18 protein-coding genes and 1 riboswitch are annotated in these 17,950 nt (G+C 46.6%); of the genes, 8 read left to right on the plus strand and 10 right to left on the minus strand.

All coding sequences use genetic code 11. From position 1 onward, the window contains the following. Position 1 precedes the first annotated feature (1 nt). From P2W83_RS00630 to P2W83_RS00650, 5 genes are all read right to left on the minus strand, one after another. Positions 2-994 carry a DUF4465 domain-containing protein gene (locus P2W83_RS00630; RefSeq protein WP_276131738.1) on the minus strand — a complete coding sequence of 331 codons (993 nt, stop codon included), beginning with the start codon at positions 992-994 and terminating at the stop codon, positions 2-4. Between the two features lie 119 nt (positions 995-1,113). Then, positions 1,114-1,302, minus strand: a riboswitch (cobalamin riboswitch). 54 nt (positions 1,303-1,356) lie between these two features. After that, on the minus strand, positions 1,357-2,106 hold the full coding sequence (gene rlmB / locus P2W83_RS00635) for a 23S rRNA (guanosine(2251)-2'-O)-methyltransferase RlmB (RefSeq protein WP_276131739.1): 750 nt from the start codon (positions 2,104-2,106) through the stop codon (positions 1,357-1,359). A 26-nt stretch (positions 2,107-2,132) separates the two neighbouring features. Continuing rightward, a complete protein-coding gene (locus P2W83_RS00640) occupies positions 2,133-2,327 on the minus strand; it encodes a cysteine-rich CWC family protein (protein WP_276131740.1) in 195 nt (64 codons plus the stop codon). Further along, the gene (locus P2W83_RS00645) at positions 2,324-3,037 is read right to left on the minus strand and encodes a hypothetical protein (protein WP_276131741.1); all 714 of its coding nucleotides are present in this window, start codon (positions 3,035-3,037) and stop codon (positions 2,324-2,326) included. Before P2W83_RS00645 ends, P2W83_RS00640 begins: the two co-directional genes overlap by 4 nt. 87 nt (positions 3,038-3,124) lie before the next feature. Beyond that, on the minus strand, positions 3,125-3,835 hold the full coding sequence (locus P2W83_RS00650; RefSeq protein WP_276131742.1) for a YebC/PmpR family DNA-binding transcriptional regulator: 711 nt from the start codon (positions 3,833-3,835) through the stop codon (positions 3,125-3,127). A 132-nt stretch (positions 3,836-3,967) separates the two neighbouring features. Here P2W83_RS00650 and P2W83_RS00655 point away from each other — a divergent pair, with 132 nt between their 5' ends. Further along, positions 3,968-4,261: a DUF3817 domain-containing protein gene (locus tag P2W83_RS00655; RefSeq protein ID WP_276131743.1), complete on the plus strand. Its 294-nt coding sequence runs from the start codon at positions 3,968-3,970 to the stop codon at positions 4,259-4,261. A gap of 8 nt (positions 4,262-4,269) precedes the next feature. Here the strand turns inward: P2W83_RS00655 and P2W83_RS00660 are convergent, their stop codons facing one another. From P2W83_RS00660 to P2W83_RS00675, 4 genes are all read right to left on the minus strand, one after another. Beyond that, positions 4,270-4,671, minus strand: a complete 402-nt coding sequence (locus P2W83_RS00660; protein ID WP_276131744.1) for a response regulator — start codon at positions 4,669-4,671, stop codon at positions 4,270-4,272. A gap of 344 nt (positions 4,672-5,015) precedes the next feature. Then, on the minus strand, positions 5,016-5,591 hold the full coding sequence (locus P2W83_RS00665; protein WP_276131745.1) for a hypothetical protein: 576 nt from the start codon (positions 5,589-5,591) through the stop codon (positions 5,016-5,018). Between the two features lie 7 nt (positions 5,592-5,598). Further along, positions 5,599-6,231 carry a 16S rRNA (guanine(527)-N(7))-methyltransferase RsmG gene (rsmG, locus tag P2W83_RS00670; protein WP_276131746.1) on the minus strand — a complete coding sequence of 211 codons (633 nt, stop codon included), beginning with the start codon at positions 6,229-6,231 and terminating at the stop codon, positions 5,599-5,601. After that, on the minus strand, positions 6,222-7,298 hold the full coding sequence (locus tag P2W83_RS00675) for a glycosyltransferase (RefSeq protein ID WP_276131747.1): 1,077 nt from the start codon (positions 7,296-7,298) through the stop codon (positions 6,222-6,224). Before P2W83_RS00675 ends, rsmG begins: the two co-directional genes overlap by 10 nt. 122 nt (positions 7,299-7,420) lie before the next feature. Between P2W83_RS00675 and tgt the strand changes: the two genes are divergently transcribed. The 5 genes from tgt (at position 7,421) to ligD (ending at position 13,149) form a co-directional block, all read left to right on the plus strand. Further along, on the plus strand, positions 7,421-8,551 hold the full coding sequence (gene tgt, locus P2W83_RS00680) for a tRNA guanosine(34) transglycosylase Tgt (RefSeq protein ID WP_276131748.1): 1,131 nt from the start codon (positions 7,421-7,423) through the stop codon (positions 8,549-8,551). Positions 8,552-8,572: 21 nt separating this feature from the next. Then, positions 8,573-9,649 (plus strand): LptF/LptG family permease, encoded by a 1,077-nt coding sequence (locus P2W83_RS00685; RefSeq protein ID WP_276131749.1) that lies wholly within the window; start codon positions 8,573-8,575, stop codon positions 9,647-9,649. Positions 9,650-9,785: 136 nt separating this feature from the next. Then, entirely contained in the window at positions 9,786-10,559 is a 774-nt protein-coding gene (gene ku / locus P2W83_RS00690) for a non-homologous end joining protein Ku (RefSeq protein ID WP_276131750.1), read from the plus strand. 2 nt (positions 10,560-10,561) lie between these two features. Continuing rightward, complete coding sequence (locus P2W83_RS00695; RefSeq protein WP_276131751.1) at positions 10,562-11,239, plus strand: DNA polymerase ligase N-terminal domain-containing protein; 678 nt, start codon at positions 10,562-10,564, stop codon at positions 11,237-11,239. 62 nt (positions 11,240-11,301) lie between these two features. Next, a complete protein-coding gene (ligD, locus tag P2W83_RS00700) occupies positions 11,302-13,149 on the plus strand; it encodes a DNA ligase D (RefSeq protein ID WP_276131752.1) in 1,848 nt (615 codons plus the stop codon). 235 nt (positions 13,150-13,384) lie between these two features. On the opposite strand, the gene sucD is transcribed toward ligD, so the two are convergent. After that, positions 13,385-14,275: a succinate--CoA ligase subunit alpha gene (gene sucD / locus P2W83_RS00705; RefSeq protein WP_276131753.1), complete on the minus strand. Its 891-nt coding sequence runs from the start codon at positions 14,273-14,275 to the stop codon at positions 13,385-13,387. Here sucD and P2W83_RS00710 point away from each other — a divergent pair. Both P2W83_RS00710 and P2W83_RS00715 read left to right on the plus strand, forming a co-directional pair. After that, complete coding sequence (locus P2W83_RS00710; protein ID WP_276131754.1) at positions 14,274-14,519, plus strand: hypothetical protein; 246 nt, start codon at positions 14,274-14,276, stop codon at positions 14,517-14,519. The two genes, sucD and P2W83_RS00710, sit on opposite strands and share 2 nt — an antisense overlap. 361 nt (positions 14,520-14,880) lie before the next feature. After that, positions 14,881-17,928: a DUF7619 domain-containing protein gene (locus P2W83_RS00715; RefSeq protein ID WP_276131755.1), complete on the plus strand. Its 3,048-nt coding sequence runs from the start codon at positions 14,881-14,883 to the stop codon at positions 17,926-17,928. The last annotated feature ends 22 nt before the right edge of the window (positions 17,929-17,950 follow it).

Raw genomic sequence — 17,950 nt, forward strand, 5'->3', positions numbered from 1 at the left:
GTTATTGTTTTACAAAACGCACGCTAGCTTTTTGCGACTCACCCCACATGTTCAGCAGGTAAGCACCAGCAGGCAGCGACGAAACCGGGAGCAAATTTACTCCTTCTTTTGCTTCAAAGCCGGCAACTACCCTACCCGTCATGTCGGTGATCTGCAAATGCCTGATCTTGTCGTCTTTCAGTTCAACGAACAATTGACCGGCAGCCGGGTTAGGGTAAACTTTTGCGGCGTGTGTTGATGGTGATGAAGCTACAGAGGCTGTTTCGTAGGTGGTAAAATCGTCAATAGCATAGTATCCGGGGGTATTCATACCGAATGCACCCATATCAGATGAAGTCAGTTCGATCTGCAGGCTGTCTACGTTACCCAGTGTCAACAGGTTGACCCAGCGCCAGCCGCGATAAATAGTATCTTTAGTGTTGTCAGAACTGGTGAAGTCAGCCAGGTATTCCTGAACGCTATCTGTTTTCAACGCACCATCCAGGTAACCACGTACAGTAATAACCAAATAGTCAGAATCGTTGCCTGAAGCGCCACCAAATTTCTTGGCAAACATGTCGCCATCGCGCATGCTGTAATAAGCATAGGCAGTGTTGGCCAGGTAGAAACCATTTACTGGTTTACCAACTGCTTTGCCTTTCAAGTAAATTTTATTCATCACATCCCAGCCAATGATATATTGAGAAGAGCCGTTATGTCCTTTTCCGGTAATAGCCGAATATTGGTTTGTATAACCAGCGGTCAGGCTATCGGTCATATTGCTATAAGCAAAACCGCTTTGCCAGTACTGCCATCCGCCGGGGAAAGTATCGTAAACGCAAGGAAAGTGCGCCAAGCCGTCGTCAAAGCCCAGGTCATCGCCATAAGAGCTGTAGTTAACGTAAAAAGTGTCTGCTTTTGGCAGCGTCAAAGTATCGAAGCTGGCAACAGTCTGCGCCTGCGCGCTGACGCCCAGAAAAAGAGCAATAATGGTTAAGAGTGTAAAATTGCGCATATATCAATTGGTTTTTAAATACAATCTCAATTGCGGCTACGGGGGACACTGATTGGTATAAGAAAAAGCTGGAAGAGCCTTTATTTTACCTTGCCTTTTTTCCCGAAAGCAGCGATAACTAACGTTTTTTTCTAAAGGCAGGTCTTCTGACTTACTTCACCTTTTGCGGCCTTCCCGTCATTAAAAGACAGTGGCTCAGGTAGCAAAAGGCTGTTATGAAGCTTACAGCATCGGGTAATGTCCAGGATTCTCACCTGGTTCCCTTTTCATCCCGCCAAACGGCAGGAACCTTTGAGATTGCAAATGTAGAGTTCAAAAACAGATTTCCAAAAAAACTTTTCTAACGGGTAAGGCACACCAGCTTACGACAATAAGCGCTGGCGCATGGCTTCGTAGAGGATCATACCGGTGGCTACGGATACATTGAGCGAGTCGAATTGCTGCGCCATAGGTATCTTGATCAGCGTGTCAGCGCGCTTAATTACATCCTTGCTGATACCGGTATCTTCGGCACCCATTACCACGCACGATGGTATTTTCATGTCTGCCTCAAATACAGGTATTGCCCCTTGCATTTGCGTGCCCAGCACCTGTATACCGTTCAGGCGCAATACATCGATGGCCTGTTGTACAGAAGGAATACGGCAAAGCAGTATCTTGCGTAAAGCTCCTGTTGAAGTTTTGATCGCTTCTTCGGTAAGCGAAGCTGATGAAGAAGTTGGTAGTATAATGCCTTGCGCGCCGCAACAAAGAGCTGTACGTGCAATTGCGCCCACATTGCGCACGTCTGTTACACCATCCAGTAACACAAACAGTGGCGTTTCGCCTTTGTCTACAACTGAATCAATGGCATCCTGCAATTCTACATAGTGCAACAGGCTGGTCCATGCCACAACACCCTGGTGCTGTGCTTTGGTGAGGTTGTTCAGTTTTTCGACCGGAACCTGGCTGATGGGAATGTTGCGCTCGCGTGCCAGCTGTTTGATGCTATTGATCTCGGGACCGGTAGCACTGCGCAGCAGGAAGATCTTTTCAATCATCGTCCCTTGTTGGAGGGCTTCCAGCAAGGGTTTACGTCCTATCAATATGGGCAGCGAGCGTGCAGGCTTCATGGTAGCAAACGTACACAAAAAATAGCTTACAGCCCGCCTGATGTTTGCTGACTAGACTCCTGGTAGGTTGCCAGGCAATCAGGACAAAGGCAATTATCGTACTCAGCCTTCAGTTGTACCAATGTTTCTGTAGAAAGTGTCAAATTCTCGCACCAGCAGCCGCGCTCATCGGCTTTACAGCCGAAAGGTTTACCACATTTTGAACAGCGTTTTTCCGTCATGGGTGTAATTCAAAATCGAAATGGTTTGTTTTTCCTTTGTAGGTGAAATCTAAGGTTATGGGGTCCATCCAAGTAAGCCAAAACCTTGGAAGCACGCCTACCTGACTTCCGATACCGTATCCTTTATAAAAGAACTTTGCTTTCTTATCATACTTATAAGAGACTTCCCAACTTTTTGACTTCTGCCCATTAATAATGATCCCATTTTCTCCACTAACGAAACTTGCGGGCCAAAGCTGTGAAACGGATGCGTCCTCTCCCACGCTCTCCAAAGAAAAATCTACAACCGGCTCATCGCCACCAAGAACCAGAATTTTCTTCCCTGCAGTATCTTCTCTTAAAAATAGAGGACCGAAACTTGCGTTTTTCCAAATTGTGTCGCAAGGCTGTTTTGTATATACATAATCGCCGCTTACGTCATACCTGAAATATTTTACGCCAGTTACTAACGTATCACGGCCCGTGCTTTTTATCGTGAAATACCAATGCACAGCGGTGTCTCTATCCCCTGGTTTCTGCCCTGAACACCAAAGCACATCATCAATCACTGTAGTCTGCAGGTGTATTCGCCACTCAGCATCCTTCACCGGCAAATACAAGAAGTCAGTCAGTGGCGCAGGTTCGGGCACTGGATTAGGAGTGAATTCGTCTTTCTTTTTGCAGGATATAACAAACACAAAAGCGAGCAACAATAGGCTATAGTTCTTCATAGGTCTTAGTTTATAATTCTAAGTTACTATCGTAAAGCAGAAAGCGGTAGCAACTGCCACCGCTTTCGCTGTAATATGACATTCTTATTACGCCATGTTGTGGAACACACGCTGCACGTCGTCATCCTGCTCCAGTCGCTCCATCAGCTTAAACACTTCGTCTGATTGTTCTTCAGATACTTCCACTGTGTTCAGCGGTATCCATTCCAGTTCTGAAGATATCGGAGTAATGCCCCTTTCTTCCAGCGCCTTTTGCATGCTGCCAAATGAGTTGAACTCGCAACGCACGATCAGGTTATTTTCGCTGTCTTCACCCAGCTCTTCCAGTCCTGCATCTATCAGTTCCAGCTCCAGGTCTTCTGGATTCAGGCCTTCAGGATTCAGTTTGAATACGCCCAGGTGTTTGAACATGAAACCTACAGAGCCGCTGTTACCGAGGTTACCACCGCCTTTGTTGAAGTGAGAGCGAACGTTAGCAACAGTACGGGTGTTGTTATCAGTAGCGGTTTCTACCAGTATAGCGATACCATGTGGTGCATAACCCTCAAACAATACCTCTTCGTAGTTGCTGGTATCCTTACCGAGTGCGTTTTTGATGGCGCCTTCGATACGGTCTTTAGGCATGTTGAACGACTTAGCGTTCTGCATGATACGGCGAAGCATCGGGTTGGTGTCCGGATCAGGACCACCTTTCTTAACAGCTATCGCGATCTCTTTACCGATACGGGTAAACTGCTTTGCCATCCTATCGTACCTGGCAAACATTTTTGATTTCCGTACTTCAAATATCCGACCCATATATAATGTGTGTTTTTATCGTATTTGTGGGCGCAAAAATAAGAATTGTTTTCAGAGTATGGGCAGGCAGTTTAACGTTTCTTAGGCCCGTAAACCATGGCAGAGTGCCCATACACCCCTAAATTTGCAACTATGCTGGATTCAAAACTGGGCCGCTTTCGCGCCATTGCATTGATAGAGGCGGTTTCTTACCTCATTTTACTGTTCATTGCTATGCCATTGAAATATATGGCCGGCATGCCCGAAATGGTAAAATATACCGGCTGGCTGCACGGCGTGCTGTTTGTTGCATACGGCATCTTATTGCTGCAGGTATGGATCGGTTACAAATGGTCGTTCAAAAAAACCACGCTGGTCTTTGTATCATCCCTGGTGCCTTTTGCACCATTTTTTGTTGACCGCAGGTTGAAACAGGAAGACCAATAGCGGACGTCCTAGAGTTCGAGATTGATGAGATACTCAGGCTTCAGGGGCTTGTTCAAAAAGCACTTGATCCGAGGGTTGTGAGCGGCTTTTAGCTTATCGTCTGGATGAAGGGAAGATGTGAGCATAACCACGGAACAGTCTTGTTTGAAACTATCCGGAAACTTTTCGAACTCAGTCAGGAACTCAAAGCCGTTCATACCCGGCATATTGATATCCAGGAATATGACCTGCGGTGCAGTGTCGGCTGTCTGACTCAGCCCCTCCAGCGCGTCTTTCGCTGACTCAAAGCTAAGTACCTCCTCGGCAAAACTGGTTTTCTTCACTATACGCTCTACAAGAAAACGGTCAATCGAGGCATCATCCACCACCATCACTCGCTTGAACTTAAAACCTGGTGCAGGCTGGCTCATTGGCTAACGTTTAGTTGTTTTAGGTATATCGACGGCAGAGAAGTGATGCAAGATAATCGCTTAATCTCATGGACAGCTATGCGGCGCTTATAACTAGTACCCGCGAAGGAATTTCCGTCCCGCAAGAAAGAGACCTCTTTGTCCCTTTCAAAAAAGAAAGTGTTTTGTTGCACTTGTAAACTGGGTTAATGCTCTCTTATCCCTTATGCGGGACGAATCAATTGATAAGCTGCTCTACAACAGCTTACATTAAACATACAAAACTTTTTTGAACAACAAAATTCTTTTGAAAAAATAAATACGCAAGCAGGACAATTACGTGCAAATTAGGAGTGTCCGGATTTTCATCTCAACCGCCCAAAGATCGTCGAAATGTATACTGCGCCGGTTGGCTTGTACGTATTGATATCTGCGAACGTGCCAATAGCAAGCCCCCAGCCTTTTGTAAATGCAAACTCGAGCTGAGGATTGGCCACGAGCCCCGCTGCCATCTTCTTTTCATACACAGCATCATAGTTGCTGCCATAGAACAACCATCCCCGGTCCCTTTTGGTATACGCTACGATGTCTTCCACCTTACCAATTGAAATACCACCGCGTAGTGCAAACCTCACAATTGGGGTTGGCAGGGTGAACATTCGTCCATACTGCAATTGCAAGGACAAATACCGATTATCCGGACGAGATGCGAAAATGGTGTTACCGCCATCATAATCTGAAGGAAGATTATCCGGCCTCATGTAGTTATCTGAAACGCCGATGGAAATAATATGATCAGACACACAGGCATTGAGACCGATCAGAAGAGAAACATTTCCCGGTACACCGCCAATACCTGCGTGACCGTATATCGATGGTATCGATTGCTGGCCATAGGCCACTGGTCCGAGCAGAAGCAACAGTAATAAAACAATTCTCACAGGGTTCTTATTTTGGTACATAGATCACGAACTTCTCTTCAAACACAGGCTCTGGAAAGATGTCATGCACGCTCCAGGCTTGTGCTTTAGCCTCCAGTCCCGACTCTTTTATCTCTTTTGTAAGGTCGCCGCCCTTAAGGCAGATAAGACCGGCGTGCAAGTCATCACTATGTTTTCCGGGTTTTATTTTACGCTCCACCCATTGCCACAGCTCGCCAAGCGGGGCAACAGCCCGCGACACAGCAAAATCAAAATTGTTACCCTTCACATCTTCTACCCTGCTATGCACTGCCGTTACATTCTTCAAACCAATTGCATCGGCCACACCCTGCACTACTTTTATTTTTTTACCGATACTATCGGCCAGAACAAACTCTACTTCAGGAAAGAATATCGCTAACGGGATACCGGGGAAGCCGCCTCCTGTACCAATATCTATTATACGCGCACCTTTGTGGAAATTGCATATCGCGGCAATAGCCAGCGAATGCAACACGTGGCGCTCGTACAATGTATCGATATCCTTGCGCGATATGACATTGATCTTTTCATTCCAATCCTTATATAACGCCTCCAGCTGTTCGAACTGTGCTATCTGCGCTTCAGAAAAATCGTCGAAATATTTAAGAATTACTTCCACCTCTGTTTATTTTTGAAAAGTATGTAGGGCGCGAATGCAAAGTTATACACCAGCCAGCCAGCATCCCCAACTAAAAAGGCAGAAAAAGACATCTTTTCGCCTATTTTCTGGCTTACGGCATGCCATATAGTGTAATATGTTATACACCGTGCAATCATCACGCCAAGCGCCAATTGCCAGTTCCCGGCCAGCAGCAAAACCAAACACAACAACCAACTAAGCGCATGCGATAAGGCGTAGGCACCAAGCGCCAGCTTCACACTCAGCTTGTAGTATTTACCGGTCGAAAGGTGTCGTTGCTTTTGCTTTACATAATCTGGCAGCGTGCCTTTTGCCAGTGATAAGGTCTGTACATCCGTATCGATAACTACTGCAGTATTGTTGCTGTGAGCTACCGCGCGCATCATCAGGTCATCGTCGCCTGAAGGAAGTTTATCCCAAACTTTGGAGTGCTGTGCTTCGTGAAAAGCAGCTTTAGTGCACGCCATATTGCGGCCCACTGCCATATAGGGCTTACCGGCCGCTGCATAACTGGCCGACTGGAACAGGCTATGCAACGTTTCCCAGCGAATGAACGTATTCAGAAGGCCGGGAGCCTCGTAGTACCTGCCCACGCCTGCCACAACTTTCTTGCCTTCGTGCAATGGCGCGGTCATGGTCCTGATCCAGTGGTCGCTGACCGGCTTGCAATCGGCATCGGTCAACAGCAGCATTTCATGGCTGGCATGCTCAATACCCTTGCCTAACGCATATTTCTTACCTGGCTTATCACGTACCGCGTCTGCTGGAATAGTTACAGGCGAGAGATTATCATATTGCTGACTAAGCTCATTTAATACCTTTTCGGTATCGTCTGTCGAACCATCATTTACTACGATCACCTCAAAAGCCTTTTTACCTGCCGCATTCGTGTATCTTTGCGCCAGTATCGAAGGCAGGTTTTGACGCAGGTTGTCTGCTTCATTCTTTGCACAGATCACTACCGATACAGGCTGAGGATCGATTGGACCGGCTTCACCATCGCGAATGAGAAAGAAATGCGAATAGAGGTACAATACGTACCCCATTTGTATGGCGATGACGAGCAAATAAAGGAATATGAGCACCTGTATCAACACGCAACAAAGAAACACAAACAACTTCAAAAAAGTCAGGGACCACCGTTCTGCGACTTGCGACCATATAGAAAATGGAATTTGAATTACAGGCCAATGATCCGAACTCATCCGCTCGGGCAGGTAAAATAACTACCGGTCACGGCGTGATAGAAACGCCCATCTTTATGCCTGTGGGTACCGTAGGCAGCGTAAAAGCAGTGACGCAATCGCAGCTAAAGGATGAGGTAAAGGCAGAGATCATACTCGGCAATACTTACCATTTGTACCTCCGTCCGGGAACGGCTGTGCTGGAAGAAGCGGGCGGCCTGCACAAATTCAATGGCTGGGACAGACCCATTCTTACCGATAGTGGAGGCTACCAGGTATTCTCGCTGTCCAATAACCGGAAGCTGAATGAAGAAGGCGCAATGTTCCAGTCGCATATCGATGGGTCAAAACACTTGTTCACGCCAGAGAATGTAATAGCTACCCAACGTACCATAGGCGCCGACATCATCATGGCTTTCGATGAGTGCCCGCCCTACCCTTCAGAATTTCTGTATGCGAAAAAATCGATGGAGCTGACGCACCGCTGGCTAGCCCGTTGTGTAAAGGCCATGGGTGAAACGGAACCGAAGTATGGTTACGAACAATCCCTGTTCCCCATCGTACAAGGCAGCACGTACAAAGATCTTCGCAAGGCTTCATCAGAATTCATCGCCAGCATGGAGTGTGACGGTAATGCTATAGGCGGCCTTTCTGTAGGCGAACCCGAAGAGCAGATGTATGAGATGTGTGCCGTGTGTACCGAGATCCTCCCAGCCGACAAACCACGCTACCTGATGGGTGTGGGTACGCCCTGGAACATCCTCGAAAACATCTCACTCGGTGTTGACATGTTTGACTGCGTGATGCCTACACGCAATGGCCGTAACGGTATGCTGTTCACCAGCAAGGGCGTGGTCAACATCAAAAACAAGAAATGGGCAACAGATTTCAGCCCGATAGACGACGGTATAGACTGCCACAGCAGCAACTTCTACAGCAAGGCTTACCTGCGTCACTTGTTCGTAGCCAGTGAGATATTAGGCTTGCAAATTGCCAGCGTGCACAATCTGGCTTTTTACCTGCATTTGGTAAAGCAGGCACGTCAGCATATTTTGCAGGGCGATTTCCAGTCGTGGAAAAATGAGATGATACCCATACTTAAACAACGCTTATAACGTTAGAGCCGAATACCGGGCATGAAAAAACTCGACTGGTACATAGTCAAAAAATTCCTGAGCACATTCTTCTTTGCCATCATCATACTGGCAGTGATAGCCTGTGTTATCGACTATTCGGAAAAGGTGGAAGACTTTGTGGAGAAGAAGGCGCCGGCGATGGCGATCCTAAATTATTTCAAAAACTTCATCCCACACATATCGGCGCTGTTGTTCCCGCTGTTCATCTTCATTGCCACTATATTTTTTACCTCTAAGCTGGCCTATAAGTCTGAGATCATTGCCATACTGGCCTCCGGCGTATCATTCCAGCGATTTTTGCGTCCCTATCTCATAGGGGCGGGCTTTCTTTGCGCGCTTTCGTTGTTTGCCAACCACTGGGTAGTACCGAATGCCAACAAACAGCGCCTGGCGTTTGAAGATAAGTACATACATAGTGCTTCTATCATGTCGGACCGCAATGTACATCTGCGTTTATCAAAAGACCTTTACGTATTTGTGCAGAGTTACGACTACACCGCCAATGTAGGTTACCGTTTCACAGCCGAGGTGATCGAAGGGCAGCTGCTAAGAGAAAAGATAATGGCTGAACGCGCCAGCTACGACAGCGTGAAGAAAATATGGACACTGTTTGGCGTCACTATCCGCAAGAACGACGGCCTGAAAGAAAGCCTGGACTTTGTACCGGAGCTGAAGAAAACCTACCCTAACTTCAAACCATCTGATCTTGAAGAAGACGATGCGATCAAAGAGGCGCTGAATACCATCGAACTCGACAAGTACATCGCCCGCGAAAAACTCCGCGGCCGCGAAACCCTGAATTTCTTTTACGTAGAAAAGCATAGGCGTACTGCCCAGCCCTTTGCCGGTTTTATTCTTACCATCATCGGCGTGTGTATCGCCAGCAAAAAGGTAAGAGGTGGTAGCGGTCTTCACCTTGCACTGGGTATCGTCATCAGCGCGACCTATATCATGGCTATGCAGCTGTCTACTACCTTTGCCACCAAGGGCGGCCTCAACCCGCTTATTGCCGTTTGGATTCCCAATCTCATCTTCGGAGTACTGGCGCTTTACCTGTATCGCAAACAGATAAAATAGCGCTGTGGACAAAACACCCCATGAGCCATTACTTAATTAACGGTATATAAACCGTTGACTAGTACTTGTGTTTCCCCTGGACAAACTCTGCCAGCCACAGGCATATTTTTTTCACGTTTTACGCAAAATACAGGCTATGCGTGCTATTTGGACAGGTGCAATAGGATTTGGCTTGGTGAACATCCCGATACGGATATTCAGCGCCACACAGTCGAGTACTCTCGACCTCGACATGCTCGACAAAAAAGACCACTCAAACATTAGGTTTCAGAGGATAAATGAGAATACCGGCAAGGTGGTAGAATGGGCCAATATCGTAAAAGGCTATAAACACGAAGGTGAATATATAGTACTGGACGACGAGGACTTTGAAAAGGCCAGCCCCGAAAAAAGCAAGATGATCGAGATACAGGAGTTCGTGAAAGAAACGGAAATAGATCCCGCTTTCTTCGATTCGCCCTACTATCTCGAACCTGGCAAAGGCGGAGAGAAAGCCTATGCCTTATTGCGCGCAGCGCTTAAAGAAACCGGTAAGGTTGCGTTGGGCACGTACGTAATGCGCACAAAAGAGAACTTCTGTATGCTGCGTGAGGCCAACAATATGATCATACTGTTCAAACTGCGGTTTCCTGAGGAGATACGCGATGCCAGCGATCTGAATATACCGGAAAAAACAGAGGTTAAGGCCGCAGAGTTGAAAATGGCAACAAGCCTTATCAACCAGCTCACGCCAAAAAAGTTTGATATCACTAAGTACAAAGACACCTATTCGGCCGAACTGATGAACATGATAGAAGCCAAGGCCAGCGGCGTAAAACCTAAAAAAACTGCGATCAAGATGGTGAAGAGCAAGTCTAAAGACCTGATGGCGCAACTTAAAGAAAGCCTGGAGCGTAAAAAAGCATCGTAAGCATGAGCCTGACAAAATATAAGCAGAAGCGAAAATTTACCGAAACACCTGAGCCTACCGGCAAAGCAAACAAGCAGAACGATAAACTCACGTTTGTGATACAGCGGCACCATGCCTCGCACCTGCACTACGACTTCAGGTTGGAACTAAATGGTACGTTGAAAAGCTGGGCCGTGCCCAAAGGCCCTTCCCTCAACCCAAAAGACAAACGCCTGGCCATGATGGTAGAAGACCATCCGCTGGAGTACGCCAGTTTTGAAGGCGATATACCTCCCGGTAATTATGGCGCCGGGCACGTAGATATTTGGGACCATGGTACATATGACCCGGTGGACGAAAAAGGAGAGGTTATTTCCGCGACACAGTTTGCGAAAAGTCTTCGTAGTGGCAGTATTAAGTTTCGAATGAAGGGGCGGAAGTTGAAAGGTGAGTTTGCCCTCGTGAAACTGAAAAGCGATGAGAAAAGCTGGCTGCTCATCAAGCATCGCGACGACCATGCTACCGACGATGATTACAATGCAGAAGACCACGCAAAGAAAAGCTCGTTAGCATATACAGCAGCCCGTGCTGCAGGCACCATCTCCATCTCTAAAAAAGCAGTAAAGAAAGCTGCAACAAAAAAGGTTGCCGCTAAGAAAGCTGTCGCTGTAAAAAAAAAGAGCAGCCTGAAGAAGAGTTGAAGTCTGCCTACAGACCAACATTTCGCAGTCGACCTTCGAAATACAACGATTTCATTAAGCCAATGCTGGCCAAGCTACACGATAAGGCATTCGATCGCGAAGGATGGATATTTGAGATAAAATGGGATGGTTACCGCGCCATAGCAGAAGTGAATGGTAAAAACTCGCGCATGTATTCACGCAACGGTTTGGCTTTTGAAAATGAATATGCCGTTGTATTTGATGAACTGAATCGGATAAAGAAAAAAATGGTGTTGGATGGTGAGCTGGTAGCGTTCGGAGAGAATGGCATGCCCAGCTTCCAGGCCATACAGCAATACGATCCTGCAACTACTCCCCTCGTCTACTACGTGTTCGACATATTGTACCTCAACGGAAAATCGTTGGAGAACAGTCCGCTACTAGAACGAAAACAGATACTCAAAGATCTGTTGCCTGAAAGCGATATTATTAAATACTGCGACCATATTGAAACCTACGGGCTGGAATTCTTCGAGCTGATGCAGCAACAAGGATTGGAAGGCATGATAGCCAAACGCGGCGACAGCAGGTATATTGAAGACAGCCGCAGCAGTGACTGGCTAAAGGTAAAACACATGTTGACCGACGAAGCTGTGATAGCAGGCTATACGGCACCACGCGGCGGGCGAAGCTATTTCGGCGCGCTGATACTGGGAAGCTATGAAAAAGGCAAGCTCAAATACATTGGCCATACCGGTACGGGCTTTACGCAGAAGACACTGAAAGAAGTACACGCCAAACTGCAGGAGCTGGAAACTGATGAAAGCCCCTTCGACGAAAAGGTGAAAGTTAACTCGCCTGTTACCTGGGTAAAACCTAAGCTGGTTTGCAATCTTAAGTTTACCGAAGTGACGGCCGATGGCAACCGCAGACACCCGGTATTTATGGGGTTGCGGAAGGACAAAGCAGCTAAAGAAGTAAAACTGGAAGCACCAGTTGCTAAAGACAAAACAGAACCTGTTACTGCACAAGAAAAAGCTATGGAGAAAACAACTACCGTCGGCGGCAAGAAACTGGCGCTGACCAACCTGGATAAAGTATACTGGCCCGACGAAGGTTATACCAAGGGTGATGTCATCAACTACTATAGCGAGATGGCTAAACACATGATCAAATATCTGAAAGGACGTCCGGAATCGCTGATGCGAACGCCTAACGGAATAACAGGAGGAGCCTTTTATCATAAAGATGCAGGCGAACATGCGCCTGATTGGATGGAAACCTACCCGGTTTGGTCAGAAAGTTCAAACAAAACCGTAGACTACCTGGTTTGTAACGACAAGCCCTCGCTACTGTACATCGCCAATCTTGGTTGCATTGAGATAAATCCATGGAACTCAACCATAAAACATCCTGATAATCCTGATTATTTCATCATGGACATAGATCCGTCTGAAAAAAACACGTTCGACCAGGTGGTAGAGTGTGCACAGGTGATCAAGGAAATACTGGATAAGGCGGGTGCAGAATCCTATTGTAAAACATCGGGCTCCACCGGATTACACATATATGTACCTCTCGGCGCAAAGTATACTTACGAAGAAGCGAAGCAGTTTGCAGAGATGATCGCGCAATTTGCCCAGGAACAGCTGCCTGACTTCACAACATTGGAGCGGTCGCTATCTAAACGCGGCAAAGACCAGATATACATAGACTACTTGCAAAATCGCCGCGGCCAAACGCTGAGCAGCGTTTACAGCCTGCGTCCAAAACCTGGAGCACCTGTATCTACCCCACTTGAATGGAAGGAAGTAAAAAAAGGTCTGCACCCAACCGACTTCAATATTGAGAACATCTTTAAGCGCATCGAAAAGAAAGGTGATCTGTTTGCACCTGTGTTGGGAAAAGGCATCGATATGCTCAAGGCCATTAAGAAGCTGGCGGAATAATCACTTAAATGATGTATATTTGCAGTAATAAATTTTACCGCTATGAACCCAAATGAAGCACTCCAGAAAAGCCAGATAATTGTCAAATTGTCATTGTTATTTTCATAAAACCACCCCAAATCGACAACAAACGGCAACAAATTTCAGCAGACCAGGCCAAACCACTGACAAGGTGACAAAAAGAAAGGCCACCCAATCGGGCAGCCTTTATGATATATAAGGTCCTTCTAAAAAACTAGTTGGCAGCTACCGGAGCTTTGCTCATTACCTGCGCCATTGTTTTACCAATGTCGGCAGGGCTAGCCACAACGTGAATGCCACAAGCAGCCATGATCTTCATTTTAGCTTCAGCAGTATCATCAGCACCACCAATGATGGCACCAGCGTGGCCCATACGACGGCCCGGAGGCGCTGTCTGGCCAGCAATGAAACCAACTACAGGTTTGCGCATGTTAGCTTTCAGCCATTCTGCAGCTTCAGCTTCCATGTTACCACCAATCTCACCTATCATGATAATACCTTCAGTTTCAGGATCGTTCATCAGCAGTTCTACCGCCTCGCGGGTTGTAGTACCAATGATCGGGTCGCCACCGATACCGATAGCCGTTGTAACACCCATACCTGCTTTAGCTACCTGGTCAGCAGCTTCATATGTCAAAGTACCTGATTTAGATACGATACCGATCTTGCCTTTCTTAAATACGAAGCCTGGCATGATACCAACTTTCGCTTCGCCTGCAGTAATTACACCAGGACAGTTAGGACCTATCAGCCTGCTGTCGCGGCCACGGAGGAAATCGCGGGCCTTAACCATATCCTGCACAGGAATACCTTCTGTAATGCAAATGATCACTTTGATACCTGCATCAGCTGCTTCCATAATAGCATCGGCTGCAAAAGCAGGCGGAACGAAGATGATAGAAACGTCTGCGCCTGTATTATCTACCGCGTCTTTTACTGTGTTGAATACTGGTTTATCCAGGTGTTTAGAACCACCTTTACCCGGAGTTACACCGCCCACAACATTAGTACCATATTCTATCATTTGGGTAGCGTGGAAGGTACCTTCAGTGCCGGTAAAACCCTGCACGATCACCTTTGAGTTCTTATTTACTAAAACAGCCATGAGCTATAGATTTTTCTTTAGTGCGGGCAAAATTAAGCTAAATAAGCCCAAAAGCAAATCCGTATTATATGAGAACAATTCTGAAAGTCTAAAAAATTTTAAGTGGCAGCCAACCATTTTCAAAATGTGCCAGTCTTCTTTAGTACAACAGCGCAAAAACAACTCTCTCGATATAAAAAATGGTGCTGCCAAAGCCGCACCATCATTGAAGAAGTTTAAATCTGTAATGGGTAATCAATTCTAGATTTCGAAGGCCGGTTTCCACCGGTCTTTTTCTTTTTACCTCTCTAAGCTAACAACTTTTTCCCATATTACAAATTTGTGACAAACCTTTTTCACGATAGGCCTGTCTTTTTTCTAATATTATCGATCAGTTAATATTATTTTTTTCAAAAATCTATGCCTATGTAAAAAACCTTACTCTCCATTTTCTTACTGCACTCCTCTATCCGCCTCCATTTTAAGGTGTGATCATATAACGCTTGAAAAAGGGAGTAACCAATTTCACTATCCTGCTTTGACCACGGTCGACCGTATTATTTAGTGCTATTTCTAATGATGTCCCTGTTTCCTGGAACCTTATTAAAACTCCTAAATATTAACCTATGACGAAAACATTACTAAGCGTAGCTATTATTCTATCTGCAACGCTCTTTACTACTGTCTCCTCTTATGCACAAACGGCCTCTATAGCTCTTACAACACCACCTTGCAATAACAATGGTGTACTAACTGCAACCTTTACCGGCATGACGCCGCCTATAACAGTTAACTGGTGGGTAGGATCGGCGAGCACACCAATAACGCAGACTGTAACTAGTTCCACAGCAGTGCTAACCAGCTATTCAGGAGCTGGCGTGTGGCTGGTTGCTACCAGTAGCACCGGTACGGCACAAGCAAGCTACCAGGGTGCCCCGCCATTCCTGGTCTCAACCAACAATCCTACTGTGATATGTCCGGCATTAGGAACATTGACGGCCACTGTTACCGGCGGCTTACCTCCTTACACTTATCAGTGGTACGACAAAACCAACACACTGGTTGGAACAAGTAACCCGCTCACTATAGCCGCCGGGCAGTACAAACTGGTGGTAACCGATGCCAACAGCTGTTCGTACTCAGACGATTCAGTCACTATTTACGAAACGAACAACATCAATTTCACAGTAAGCAGCACCACCGCAAACTGTACTAACGGTACGGCAACAGCAACCACACCGACGGGTGGTGTTGCTCCCTACAGTTTCTTGTGGTCTAACACGGCTACCAGCCAATCTATAAGCGGTCTTGTCAAAGGCCAATACACGGTAACCGCAACGGATGCGCAAGGATGTAAAGCAATGAGGTATGTAAACGTTGCCCAATCTGTAAACATAGGTGCCAACATCACGCTAACGCCGGCCACCTGCGTTCAAAACAATGGTAGTGCAACAGTATTCGGCTCAGGTGGTACACCACCATATACTTATTTATGGAGCAATAGCGGCACTACCCAAACAATAACAGGCCTTACAGCAGGCTCTTACTCCGTAAAGGTGACCGATGCAAACGGTTGTTTTGGCACAAATAGTCAATACCTATCGAGCTCAACACCTGTAAACGCCCAGGTTACTACCACACCAAGTTCTTGTACCAGTGCAACAGGAAGCGCCACACTGTCAATTACAGGCGGACTTGCTCCCTACAACATTCAATGGTTCACAGTTCCGGCGCAAACTACTACCACAGCCACTACCCTGGCCGCCGGCACTTATTCTTTCAAAATAACTGACGCCAACAACTGCGTGAGGACAGGCAGCGTAAACGTCCCTCCCATCAACAACGTGATGGTGAGCGTTAGCGCGATCAATGCTACCTGCACACTATCAAACGGTAGCCTGGCTGCCACCGCTACTGGTGGTGCCACGCCTTATTCCTATCTATGGAGCAACAGTGCAACTACGCCAGCTATTTCGGGCCTGGCTGCGGGCGGCTATTCTGTAAAAGTGACAGACAATGCAGGCTGTTCGAAAACAGTATCGAAGTCAGTAGCCAAATCTTCACCTGTGAATGCGGCTCTTTCGAGCACACCGGTGTCTTGTATCTTCAATAGCGATGGTAGTATCACCGCTAACGTATGGGGAGGCACAGCGCCTTACACCTATAACTGGAGTAATTCTCAAACCACACAAACGATCACCGGTCTGAAACCCGGTTATTATTCTGTAACCGTGACAGATGCCAACGGATGCACAGCTTTTCAATCAACCATCCTAACCTACAACGCCAGCAATAATAGCTGTTATTGCACCATTACCGGTACGGTTTACAATGATGCCAACAGCAATTGCACGCAAGATGCAGGCGAGCTTGGAATTCCCAACATACAGATACACGCCAGTGGCTTAGGTTATGCATATACCAACTCAGCTGGTGTTTATTCTTTTAAAGCACCAACAGGATCTTACACAATATCAGAGACTGTAAAAGCGGCATATCCATTGGCCAGCTGCCAAAATAACGCTGTTCCTGTAACGGTAACCGCCGCTGCTAACTGCAGTACAGCGGTAAACTTTGCGAACAATACAGCCACGCTGCATGATATGCACATCAGCACATGGAACTTTACTTGTCCTGTGCCCGGTTTTACCTACCTGCAAAAATGCATTATCACCAACATGGGTACCGTTGCTGAACCTGCTGTAGCCGGCGGATATAAAACAGACGGCCAGATCGGCGCACCAACATTTGTACCCGGTGGCTTCTTTACCGGCACAGGCAACTGGCGTCCGCTCACTGGATCGTTAAGCTTAGCCCCAGCTGCTTCTCAGGCGTTTACAGTTAATTACTCAATGCCGACAAGCATTCCGTTGAACACTAGCCTGGTTTTTACCGATACCACTGCTTATGCGGCACCTATTACAAACTGGCTAAGCGACTATTCTCCTTGGAATAACGTGAATTACTATACGCCGATAACCGTAGGATCTTACGACCCGAACTTTAAGGAGGTAAGTCCTAAAGGAGATGGTCCCGCTGGTAACATTACCTATAAAGATTCAGTGTTGGAGTATATGATCCATTTCCAGAACCTGGGTACTTATAAAGCACAGAACATTTTCATCCTCGACCAGCTGGATGCTGACCTGGACTGGAGCACGCTGACCCCGATCTACAAATCGCATCCTTGTGATATAACCATGAGCGAAACAGGTGAAGTACGTTTCCAGTTCAACAACATAGACCTGCCTGCCAAGCAAGATGACGAAGTGGGCAGCAATGGTATGGTTTCTTTCAGCATCAAGACGAAGACAGGACTGGCATTAGGTACAGAATTCAAGAACAACGCTGCGATCTATTTCGACTTCAACGATCCGGTGATCACCAACACCACGCTGAATACCTTGGCTACAGTTTCAGTGAAGGAAGTTGAGAATGTAAAGAACTCGGTATTGGTATATCCTAATCCGACTAATTCTGCGTTGACTATTAAGATGAATAAAGATGTCTATAAAACAGCACGATTGATGAACACCATGGGTCAACTTGTCGCTGAATATAAATTAGACAGCAAAGAGTCTCAGATCAACGTAAGCAACCTGCCTGCTGGTATTTATTTTATGCTGCTAAGTGGCGAGAATGGAAGTACTGTTGAGAGGATAGAAAAACAATAATAACTTTCGGAGAGGTAGCTAT

Origin of the sequence: Polluticoccus soli (genome assembly GCF_029269745.1) — a bacterium.
Classification (GTDB): domain Bacteria; phylum Bacteroidota; class Bacteroidia; order Chitinophagales; family Chitinophagaceae; genus Polluticoccus; species Polluticoccus soli.